Origin of the sequence: Jeotgalibaca caeni (genome assembly GCF_028863945.1) — a bacterium.
Classification (GTDB): domain Bacteria; phylum Bacillota; class Bacilli; order Lactobacillales; family Aerococcaceae; genus Jeotgalibaca; species Jeotgalibaca caeni.
On the sequence record NZ_JARBEA010000026.1, the window covers coordinates 25,309 to 36,061 of the forward strand.

9 protein-coding genes are annotated in these 10,753 nt (G+C 41.8%); 8 read left to right on the forward strand and 1 reads right to left on the reverse strand.

The features are described 5' to 3' along the window. Nucleotides 1-16 precede the first annotated feature (16 nt). From PVE40_RS07020 to queA, 5 genes are all read left to right on the forward strand, one after another. Nucleotides 17-616 carry a DUF937 domain-containing protein gene (locus PVE40_RS07020; protein WP_274731175.1) on the forward strand — a complete coding sequence of 200 codons (600 nt, stop codon included), beginning with the start codon at nucleotides 17-19 and terminating at the stop codon, nucleotides 614-616. A gap of 23 nt (nucleotides 617-639) precedes the next feature. Continuing rightward, on the forward strand, nucleotides 640-1,074 hold the full coding sequence (gene msrB / locus PVE40_RS07025) for a peptide-methionine (R)-S-oxide reductase MsrB (protein ID WP_274731182.1): 435 nt from the start codon (nucleotides 640-642) through the stop codon (nucleotides 1,072-1,074). 100 nt (nucleotides 1,075-1,174) lie between these two features. Beyond that, nucleotides 1,175-1,786: a Holliday junction branch migration protein RuvA gene (gene ruvA / locus PVE40_RS07030; protein WP_274731176.1), complete on the forward strand. Its 612-nt coding sequence runs from the start codon at nucleotides 1,175-1,177 to the stop codon at nucleotides 1,784-1,786. Nucleotides 1,787-1,806: 20 nt separating this feature from the next. Continuing rightward, on the forward strand, nucleotides 1,807-2,817 hold the full coding sequence (gene ruvB, locus PVE40_RS07035) for a Holliday junction branch migration DNA helicase RuvB (RefSeq protein WP_274731177.1): 1,011 nt from the start codon (nucleotides 1,807-1,809) through the stop codon (nucleotides 2,815-2,817). Between the two features lie 25 nt (nucleotides 2,818-2,842). Next, complete coding sequence (gene queA, locus PVE40_RS07040; RefSeq protein WP_274731183.1) at nucleotides 2,843-3,874, forward strand: tRNA preQ1(34) S-adenosylmethionine ribosyltransferase-isomerase QueA; 1,032 nt, start codon at nucleotides 2,843-2,845, stop codon at nucleotides 3,872-3,874. Between the two features lie 47 nt (nucleotides 3,875-3,921). On the opposite strand, the gene PVE40_RS07045 is transcribed toward queA, so the two are convergent. Continuing rightward, nucleotides 3,922-4,104, reverse strand: a complete 183-nt coding sequence (locus tag PVE40_RS07045) for a YjzD family protein (RefSeq protein ID WP_274731178.1) — start codon at nucleotides 4,102-4,104, stop codon at nucleotides 3,922-3,924. Nucleotides 4,105-4,215: 111 nt separating this feature from the next. On the opposite strand from PVE40_RS07045, the gene dnaE reads away from it, so the two are divergent. The 3 genes from dnaE to pyk all read left to right on the forward strand — a co-directional run bounded on the left by dnaE (nucleotide 4,216) and on the right by pyk (nucleotide 10,462). Beyond that, nucleotides 4,216-7,551 (forward strand): DNA polymerase III subunit alpha, encoded by a 3,336-nt coding sequence (dnaE, locus tag PVE40_RS07050; protein WP_274731179.1) that lies wholly within the window; start codon nucleotides 4,216-4,218, stop codon nucleotides 7,549-7,551. A 152-nt stretch (nucleotides 7,552-7,703) separates the two neighbouring features. Continuing rightward, nucleotides 7,704-8,666, forward strand: coding sequence for a 6-phosphofructokinase (pfkA, locus tag PVE40_RS07055; RefSeq protein WP_274731180.1), 963 nt, complete (start codon nucleotides 7,704-7,706; stop codon nucleotides 8,664-8,666). 38 nt (nucleotides 8,667-8,704) lie between these two features. Further along, nucleotides 8,705-10,462 carry a pyruvate kinase gene (gene pyk, locus PVE40_RS07060; RefSeq protein WP_274731181.1) on the forward strand — a complete coding sequence of 586 codons (1,758 nt, stop codon included), beginning with the start codon at nucleotides 8,705-8,707 and terminating at the stop codon, nucleotides 10,460-10,462. Nucleotides 10,463-10,753: the final 291 nt, after the last annotated feature.

Consider the following 10,753-nt stretch of genomic DNA (forward strand, 5'->3'; position numbering starts at 1 on the left):
AGAGGAGGAATGCATGATGGTGAACTTAGGAAATATAATGGATTTAATCGGTGGAAGCAGGGAAGACTCAAGGAATCAAGCCTTAGAAAAAAAGACTGGTGTCCAATCCGGTACCGTGCTAAAATTAGCCTCATTAGCAATTCCCTTAATTTTAAGAGGGATTAGTAAGAATATGGACTCTAAGGATGGCAAAGAGTCATTTAACCAAGCCCTTGAGCAACACAAAGGAAAAGTAACTTCGGCAGGTTCAATCGAAGATTTGATTGCTCGTTCTGATGAGAATGATGGCGATAAGATTCTGAATCATATCTTTCCAAATAAAAAAGCAGTCGTAAGTCAAGTTGCAGAACAAACAGGAGTCGACCAAGCACAAGTAAGAAAAGTGATGGCTTCTCTTGCTCCCCTTGTATTACAAACGCTAGCCGATCGAAAAGAGCAACAGAACCTTGATGCCGACGGAATGGCTCGGCAAACGGAAACGTTACGCCAAGAAGCAGAGCAAACAGCTGCCTCTCAATTTCAGCTGACCGAGCTATTTAAGCAGTTTGGTTCATCTGATCAGAAGGACAGTGGACTCGGAGGCGCCTTAGGAAATATTCTCAACAATCTATTTTAAAAAATTTACTAGAGAAGGATGGAATAAAAGTGAAAGCACCGAAAGAAGAATTGAAAAAAACGTTAACTCCGTTACAGTTTGAAGTAACTCAAAATGAAGCAACTGAACGCCCTTTTTCAGGTGAATACGATGATTTTTATGAAAAAGGTATTTATGTAGATGTCGTGAGTGGTGAACCACTATTCAGCTCTGCTGATAAATACGATGCAGGATGTGGATGGCCTTCATTCTCTAAGCCGATTGCAAAATTGACTGAGATAAAAGACAACAAACTTGCTCGTGAAAGAATTGAAGTAAGAAGTGAACAAGCAGATTCTCACTTAGGCCATGTTTTCCCTGATGGACCTGAAGAAATGGGCGGCTTACGTTACTGCATCAACTCTGCAGCTATGCGTTTTGTTCCTTACGAAGACTTAGAAAAAGAAGGATATGGCGATTATCGCTCCCTATTTGAATAAGAAGTAACGAAAGAGACGGCTTCGTCTCTTTTTTCTTTGGCTACTAATATGGTAAGATAGAGTACAGGAAAAACAAAAGATTCTGAGAGGAGAAAAACGAATGTATGAATATATGAGAGGGGAATTGGTGGCCATTCATCCGCTGTATATTGTCGTAGATGTACAAGGCATCGGATATCAAATCTATGTAGCCAATCCGTATCGTTTTTCTACTTCCTTGAATGAAGAAGTGAAAGTCTATATTTATCAAGCAATCCGAGAAGATGCGATGACGTTATATGGCTTCTTGGATGAATATGAGAAGCAACTATACTTGAAACTGATTAGTGTATCAGGGATTGGACCAAAGAGCGGCTTAACCATTCTGGCAAATGGAGATTTCCATGGATTGATCCAAGCAATCGAGGCCGAAGATGTGCGGTATTTGACCAAGTTCCCAGGTGTGGGTAAAAAAACTGCCTCACAAATTATATTAGACTTAAAAGGAAAGCTGACCGATTTAATCGATGGGGTTGAAGTGCCGGTGATTCCAACACAAACCAGCTTCGATTCCAAGTCTCCATTCTTTGCGGAAGCTGAAGAAGCGCTGAAAGGCCTCGGTTATACAGTAAAAGATATAGCGCGTATCATGCCGCAATTAGAACAAGACGACTCCTTCCAAAGTACAGAAGAAGTGTTGCGTCAAGCCTTCAAGCTATTGCTTAAAAATTAAACAAGGAAGGGGGAGGCACCATGACGGAAGAGGAACGAATGGTCTCTGCTGGAACAGACAGCCTGCAAGAAGAAGTCCTGGAAGAATCCTTACGTCCGCAAAGGTTGAGTCAGTACATCGGTCAAGATAAGGTCATTCAAGAACTAAACATTTATATTCAGGCAGCAACGTATCGAAAAGAAGCGCTGGATCACGTGTTACTATACGGACCACCTGGATTAGGAAAGACAACACTCGCCCAGGTCATTGCTAATGAAATGGGTGTAGGAATCCACACAACGAGCGGGCCTGCGATTGAGAAGCCGGGAGACTTAATGGTTTTACTCAACGAGCTGCAACCCGGTGATGTGCTGTTTATTGATGAAATCCACCGTCTGCCTAGAATCGTCGAAGAAATACTCTACTCAGCGATGGAAGATTTTTTTGTGGATATTATAGTTGGACAAGACACAACGGCTCGTCCGGTCCATTTTACCTTGCCGCCTTTTACCTTAATTGGGGCAACTACCAAAGCGGGAAGTTTATCTTCGCCTTTGCGGACTCGGTTTGGAATTGTTTTACGGATGGATTACTATAAAGAAGAAGATTTGAAAAACATTGTAATTCGTTCATCAGGCGTTCTGAATACAACGATTGAGTCGTCTGGGGCTGTGGAAATTGCACGACGTTCGAGGGGGACTCCGCGGATTGCGAATCGTTTATTACGACGTGTGCGCGACTTTTCGCAAGTATATGCAGATGGAATCATTACGGAAGACGTGGCTGATCAGGCGCTTACGCTATTACGGGTTGATGAAAAAGGGCTCGATGCTATTGACCGAAGAATTTTAAGTACGATGATTGATTTTTATCATGGTGGTCCAGTGGGAATAGGTGCCATTGCGGCCAGCATTGGGGAAGACCGTGATACAATCGAGGACATGTATGAACCATACTTATTGCAAATTGGCTTCTTGCAGCGGACGCAACGAGGCAGGGTTGTGACCGATGTGGCATATGGCCATCTCGGCTATGCAACGAAGAATCAATAATGGATATAAACAGAATAGAGGAATAATTTTGAAAACAAGTGATTTTGATTTTTATTTACCAGAAGAATTAATTGCCCAAACGCCATTGGAAGATCGTTCTTCCTCCCGCTTGCTCGTTTTGGATTCTGAGTCGGGGAAAACTGCAGATAAGCATTTCACCGATATTTTAGAAGAATTCAACCCCGGTGATGCATTGGTATTGAATAACACGCGTGTCTTACCCGCTCGCTTGCATGGAGTGAAGCCTGACACAGGCGGACATCTAGAGGTGTTGTTGTTGAAAAACATCGAAGGAGACCATTGGGAAACCTTAATCAAGCACGCACGACGCGCAAAAGTAGGAACAGAAATTGTCTTTGGTGACGGTGCGTTAAAGGCAGTCGTAAAAGAAGAGTTAGAGCATGGTGGCCGAATCATCGAGTTTCAATACGACGGAATCTTCTTAGAAATTTTAGAAAGCTTGGGAGAAATGCCGCTTCCTCCTTACATCAAGGAAAAACTGGATGACCCAGACCGGTATCAAACCGTGTATGCAAAAGAAAATGGTTCTGCGGCTGCACCAACTGCAGGGTTACACTTTACGAATGAATTGCTTGCTGAGCTAGAAGCAAGAGGAGTGAAGATTGTTTACCTAACGCTTCATGTAGGGCTAGGAACCTTCCGTCCCGTTTCCGTAGAAGATTTGGATCAACACGAGATGCATGCCGAGTTTTATCAACTGTCCCCTCAAGCTGCAAAAGAACTAAACGAGGTTCGTGAAAAGGGTGGGAAAATTATTGCGGTAGGAACGACTTCTATCCGTACCCTTGAAACCATCGGCACAAAATTTGATGGTGCGATTCAAGCAGATAGTGGTTGGACCGATATTTTTATCGCTCCAGGTTATCAATTCAAAGTGGTAGAAGCATTTATTACCAACTTCCATCTGCCTAAATCAACATTGGTCATGCTGGTTAGTGCTTTTGCTGGCCGAGAGAACGTATTGGCCGCATATAACCATGCAGTAAAAGAACGTTACCGCTTCTTTAGTTTTGGGGACGCCATGTTTGTTAAATAAAAAAAGAAGCTGGGAGATAACCCCAGCCTCTTTTCTATCTTTAAGAATTATGAATGCTTGACTTTTGAATCAGGAAATAGGGAAGCAATCAAAAATACGATTACCGATATAAAAATGCCTAAAATGCTGGCACCTATAAAATCGTATGAATTTCCTTCTAAGGCACTGCCAATATAAAAAGCAACATGTCCCAAAATAAATCCCCAAACGAGATTGACGATATATTTCATTTTTGCACCTCTTTTCGCATTCACATTTTACCACTTATGTAGGAAAATACAAGTTTGAACTGAAAAGGAAGAGGTTACATTTATAATGAATTTGAGAAAGGGGGAGAAAGAATGTCTTTTGTCCAACTACAAGTAAGAAGCAGTTACTCACTACTAAAAAGTAACACAAAGCTGGCTGATTTAGTTGCCTTAGCTAAGGAAAAAGGATATCAAGCACTCGCTCTGACCGATGAAAATGTTCTGTTTGGTCAGGTCGAGTTTTTCAAGCTTTGTAAAAAAGCAGGAATGAAACCCATTATTGGCCTGCAATTGGAATTTCAAGGAATCATCCATAAACAAGAAAAATTCCCGCTTGTGCTAGTAGCTAAAAATTTAACCGGCTATCAGAAGTTGATGCAGCTTTCAACAATTTCATCTACTGGGGATGAAGAAGCCATTCAAGAAGCATTACGTCAGGGAATGGAACAAGTAATTGCTATTACTCCGGGTGAAAAAGGTGAAATAGAGCGGTTATTGCGGAATCATGAGGAAGAAAAAGCACTGCAAGTTGCTGCACACTGGAAAGAAATATTTTCTCCCCAACATTTTTATTTGGGGGTCCAGATTCACCGAAATATGCAATCGTTAATCGAACCGCTGAAACGTCTGGGTAACGATCAAAATATATCCCTGACTGCGATGCATGACGTTAGATACTTGCATGCGGAGGACCGCTTTAGCTGTCAAGTTTTGCAGGCAATTGGAAATGGTGAACAGATTGATGCAGAAGATGAGGCACGCACGGGAGAACATTATTTGCCTGACATGGAAGAAATCAGCGCTCGCTTCACGCAGATGGGTTTAGAGAAAGAAGCAGCTGAGACGGTACGAATTGCCCAGATGATTGATTTTGAAATTCCCCTTCGTCAATCCTTACTGCCTAGGTATCCCGTGCCGAATCAACAAGCAGCCAAGGATTACTTATTGGAGCAATGTTTAGCGGGCTTGAATGAACGAGTTCCGGAGGCGGGAAAAGAATACCAAGAACGGATCACTTATGAATTAGCGGTCATTAATGAAATGGGATTTAATGATTACTTCTTGATCGTTTGGGATGTGATGGACTTTGCCCGTAAGAAAGGAATTTTCCCAGGAGCTGGAAGAGGATCGGCAGCTGGTTCGTTGGTTGCCTATGCTCTTCGGATTACCCATGTCGATCCGATTGCCTACAATCTATTGTTCGAACGGTTCTTAAACCGGGAACGCTACAACATGCCGGATATCGATTTAGATTTCCCGGATGACCGCAGAGATGAGGTCTTGCGGTATGTAAGGGATAAATACGGACACGATCATGTAGCGCAAATTATGACAGTAGGAACGTTGGCTGCAAAAATGTCCCTACGAGACACGGGACGCGTTTTTGGGCTTACCCCGGCAGAAGCTGGGAAATGGTCGAATGCTGTGCCGGCTCAGCTAGGAATCCAATTACGGGATGCCTATCGAAGCTCTAAAGAATTGCAAAAGCTGGTTGGAGAATCCAAACGGAATCGTTTGCTATTTGAGACTGCTGTAAAAATAGAAGGCGTTCCAAGACACCTCTCTACACATGCTGCTGGGATTGTCATTAGTGACCGTCCGCTGGTAGAAACCATCCCTCTCCAACAAAGAGAAGGAGAGTTGTTCCTAACGCAATATCAAATGGGTGACGTGGAAGAAATCGGCCTCCTAAAAATGGATTTTTTAGGCTTGAAGAACTTAACCATTTTGAATAACGCCGTTCAGCTTACGAAGCAAGAGGGAGCTCAGGCGCTTGATATCTTTTCCATTCCATTAGATGACGACGAAACACTAGCACTTTTTCGTCGGGGAGACACGAATGGAATTTTCCAGTTTGAATCTGCTGGAATTAAAAATGTTCTGCGAAAGCTAGAACCAACTTCTTTTGAAGACTTGGTGGCGGTCAACGCTTTGTATCGTCCAGGTCCAATGGAACAAATTGATACCTTTATCAAACGTAAAAAAGGGCTGGAACCGATTGTTTACCCGCATGAGGACTTGCATTCTATTCTGGATGTGACCTATGGAATCATGGTTTACCAAGAGCAGGTCATGCAAGTGGCTTCTGCGCTGGCTGGCTTTTCATTAGGGGAAGCAGATTTGTTGCGTCGTGCGATTGGTAAAAAGCAAAAAGATGCACTCGACCGCGAGAAAGAGCGCTTCGTTGAAGGTGCCTTTCAAAAGGGATATACAAGAGAAAAGGCTGAAGAGGTGTATCGTTATATCGAACGGTTTGCCAACTACGGTTTCAACCGATCTCATTCAGTAGCCTATTCTTTTATCGCGTATCAAATGGCCTATATGAAGGTTCATTATCCTGCTGTATTCTTTGCTGCTCTCTTAAATTCAGTGAATACGCACTCTGATAAAATGCAAGAATACATGCTTGAACTTAAAAAGCATCATATTCCGCTTGCTTATCCTCATATCAACACAAGTGGCTGGCGTTTCTCTATGAAGGAAGGGAAAATCCAATTTGGTTTTGGAAGTATAAAAGGGTTAAGAAGGGATTTTGTAAAAGAAATCCTGACGGAACGAAAAGAACATGGAGAGTATCAAGACTTGGTTCAGTTTCTGCGCCGGATTTCGCCGAAATGGCTAAAAGAAGAGGTCATTCAACCTTTAATTATGAGTGGATTCTTCGACTCCTTTGGCTACAATCGAGCGACCTTGACGCATTCGCTGCCAGGTATTTTATCCAGCATTGAATACAGCGGCAATAACATTGATTTGTTCCATGTCCTGGAACCCAAATATATCCAGCAAGAGGAATTCCCGCTAACGAAGTTAGTAGAGATGGAGGAGCAGTATTTAGGCTATTCTCTCGTGGGGCATCCGCTGGAAGAATATTCCTATCTGTACCAAACAGGAGACATGCTCTATATTGCCGAACTGGCTGCAAAAGGTACGATTCAGACAATGGGGTTTGTGAAGGAAATAAAAAGAATTCAAACCAAAAAAGGGGACCCAATGGCCTTTATTCAAGTAACGGACGCTACAGGAATGCTGAGCGCCACGTTATTCCCGGAAACTTACTTTCAACATATGCGCTATTTGAAGGAAGGCTCCCTCCTTGTTTTAACGGGGAGAATGGAAGACAAACGCAAAAATGCGGAAAAAACATTTATCGTCCAAAAACTACTTCCTTTGACAGAGTATGTGAAGAAAAGGGAAGAGCACAAGAAGAAATGTTACATTCGTTTTGAAGCGAGCAATCAGCAAGAACATTCGTTTGAAAAGCTCAAATCAATCTTGTTGGATTCTCCTGGGCAACATCCTGTTATTGTCGTCGATACCGTTTCGAATCGTAAAATCCTACTTGACCAAAAGTATCATTTCGAACCAACCGCTTCTGTTATGGAGAAACTGACTACTCTGTTTGGCTCAGAGAATGTCGTGCTGCAGTAAGCGTGTTACCGATAACAAAATGTTGATTTTCTCGTCAACTGCCAAAGACTTTCTCTAGGTTTAATGGTAAGATAGGGAAGAATGAAGTTTGAGTAATAGTCAGCAACAATCTTTTTTCGATGGTATTTCACAATTTTAATGAGGTGAATAATTTGAAACGAATCGCAGTTTTAACAAGTGGTGGAGATGCACCAGGAATGAACGCAGCTATTCGAGCAATTGTTCGTAAAGGAATTTACGACGGGTTAGAAGTATACGGTATTAATTATGGTTATGCAGGGATGGTAGCAGGAGATATTCATCGTTTAACAATTGATGATGTCGGCGATACAATCAGTCGTGGCGGAACCATTCTTTACTCTGCACGTTATCCAGAGTTTCAAAATATTGAAGGACAACAAAAAGGGATTGAGCAGCTGAAAAAATTCGGTATCGATGGCTTAATCGTAATTGGGGGAGACGGTACATACCGCGGTGGTGCTGCTTTGACCAAACTCGGCTTCCCTACAATTGGAATCCCTGGAACTATTGATAATGATATCCCTGGTACGGAGTATACCCTAGGCTTTGATACAGCGATTAATACTGTTTTAGATTCTGTTGACAAAATTAGAGACACTGCAACCAGCCATGTCCGTACGTTCATCATTGAAGTGATGGGAAGAAATGCAGGAGACATTGCCCTATGGACAGGGATTGGTAGTGGTGCGGAGAGTATCATTATTCCAGAAATGAACTTTTCTATGGAAGAAGTCGTTCGAGAAATTGAAGAAGGACGGAAACGTGGAAAAAAACACACCATCATCATGTTGGCAGAAGGCGTAATGCGTGGAAACGAGTTCGCAGAGCAATTAGAGCAATATCGCAATTACCATACTCGTGTAACAGTTCTAGGGCATGTACAAAGAGGTGGATCTCCTACTGCAAGAGATCGAGTTTTAGGTAGTATATTTGGATATAATGCGGTACAATTATTAGAGGAAGGAAAAGGCGGTATTTGTATCGGTATGGTTGGTACCGAGTTAGTTTTCAATGACATTATTGAGACATTAAAAATGAAGCGCCATGTACCTTACCTTTCCTTATACCAAATCAATAAAGAAATTTCTTTCTAAAATTTCTTTGAGAATAATCGGAAGAGGAGTTTTTATGCATGAAAAAAACAAAGATTGTTTGTACAATCGGACCAGCAAGTGAATCGGTGGAGACACTTGTCCAATTAATCGAAGCAGGGATGAACGTTGCTCGGTTAAACTTTTCTCACGGAGATCACGAAGAGCATTTAGCACGTATCAAAAATATTCGTGAAGCTTCAAAAATTACTGGGAAAATGGTCGCTATTCTTTTAGATACAAAAGGACCTGAAATCCGTACTCATAACATGAAAGACGGCGTTGTTTCTCTATTAACCGGGGAAACTGTTCGTATTTCTATGACTGAAGTAGAAGGAACCAAAGAAAAATTCTCAATCAGCTATGCTGGATTAATTAATGATGTAACAGTTGGATCTCATATCTTGTTAGACGATGGTCTAGTAGATTTAGAAGTAACAGATCTAGACAAAGAAAATGGAGAAATTATTACTCTTGTTAAAAACTCCGGAATTTTGAAGAACAAAAAAGGGGTTAACGTACCAGGCGTTTCCACAAACCTTCCTGGAATTACCCAAAAAGATGCAGATGATATCCTATTCGGTATCGAAAATGATGTAGACTTCATCGCGGCAAGTTTTGTTCGTCGTGCATCTGACGTACTAGAAATTGCTGAAATTTTAGAAAAACAAAACGCAACTCATATCCAAATTATTCCGAAAATCGAAAACCAAGAAGGCCTAGATAACATTGACGAAATCCTACAAGTTTCTCAAGGCTTGATGGTTGCTCGTGGAGACCTTGGGGTAGAAATCCCAACTGAAGAGGTTCCAATCGCTCAAAAAATGTTGATTCAAAAATGTAATCGTCTAGGTAAACCAGTTATTACAGCAACACAAATGTTGGATTCTATGCAACGTAATCCACGCCCAACCCGTGCTGAAGCTGGAGACGTAGCAAATGCTATCTTCGACGGTAGTGATGCAGTAATGTTGTCAGGTGAAACAGCTGCTGGGGATTACCCAATTGAAGCAGTTCGCACTATGGCTACAATTGCAAAACGTACGGAAGAAGCTCGTCAAGGACAAGATGCATTTGCACTAAAAGCTTACTCTAACACAGATATGGCTGAAGCAATTGGTCAATCAGTAGGACATACTGCACGCAACTTGGATATCCAAACAATTGTTGCTGCAACAGAGTCTGGACATACAGCACGTATGATTTCTAAATATCGTCCAAAAGCACATATCGTAGCAGTAACGTTCACTGAACGTCAAGCTCGTGGATTGGCGCTTTCGTATGGTGTGTATCCATATGTGACTGAGAAACCATCTTCAACAGACGAAATGATGGATCTTGCAACAGTTGTTGCACAAGAAAAAGGCTTCGCTAAAGAAGGCGACCTAATCATCATTACAGCAGGTGTTCCAGTTGGTGAACGCGGAACAACAAACTTAATGAAGATTCAACTAATCGGTACAAAATTAACAACAGGCCAAGGAATTGGCGACCGTGCAGTAATTGGTAAAGCAGTTGTAGCACACACTGCTGAAGAAGCAAATCGTAAAGCAACTGAAGATTGTATTTTAGTAGTAAAGAATACAGATAAAGACTACATGCCAGCAATTGAAAAAGCGAATGCAGTAGTCGTAGAAACTGGCGGTTTGACTAGTCATGCAGCTGTTGTTGGAATTGCGCAAGGAACTCCAGTAGTAGTAGGCACAGAAAATGCAACAACCTTGATTAAAGATGGAGAACTTATCACAGTAGATGCTCGTCGCGGAATTATTTACCGCGGTGCAACCACTGCCATCTAAGGAACTACATATGAGATCCGACTGGAAGAAAGACATCTTCATGTTTTTCTTCCAGTTTTTTGGGCTCTATAATATTTGGTGTTGGTGAATCATTTTGATTCACTGGCACCATTTTTGTTTTTAAATGCAAAAAGGCCAGTGAACCCCTATAATTTAGTTACCACACAAAACAACAGGAGGACTCACATGGCCCATACTCATTGTATTAAAAAAAGGCTCTTTGTCAAGAAGTGTTGATAGTGTATTTTTCCAGTTGCATGCAGGCTAAATTTCACAATCTATCAAGCAGTA

Excerpts from the sequence above, each read along its gene's own strand:
- PVE40_RS07045 (WP_274731178.1), bottom strand. The coding sequence starts at position 4,104 with ATGAAATATATCGTCAATCTCGTTTGGGGATTTATTTTGGGACATGTT.
- PVE40_RS07020 (WP_274731175.1), top strand. The coding sequence starts at position 17 with ATGGTGAACTTAGGAAATATAATGGATTTAATCGGTGGAAGCAGGGAA.
- pyk (WP_274731181.1), top strand. The coding sequence starts at position 8,705 with ATGAAAAAAACAAAGATTGTTTGTACAATCGGACCAGCAAGTGAATCG.
- ruvA (WP_274731176.1), top strand. The coding sequence starts at position 1,175 with ATGTATGAATATATGAGAGGGGAATTGGTGGCCATTCATCCGCTGTAT.
- dnaE (WP_274731179.1), top strand. The coding sequence starts at position 4,216 with ATGTCTTTTGTCCAACTACAAGTAAGAAGCAGTTACTCACTACTAAAA.
- ruvB (WP_274731177.1), top strand. The coding sequence starts at position 1,807 with ATGACGGAAGAGGAACGAATGGTCTCTGCTGGAACAGACAGCCTGCAA.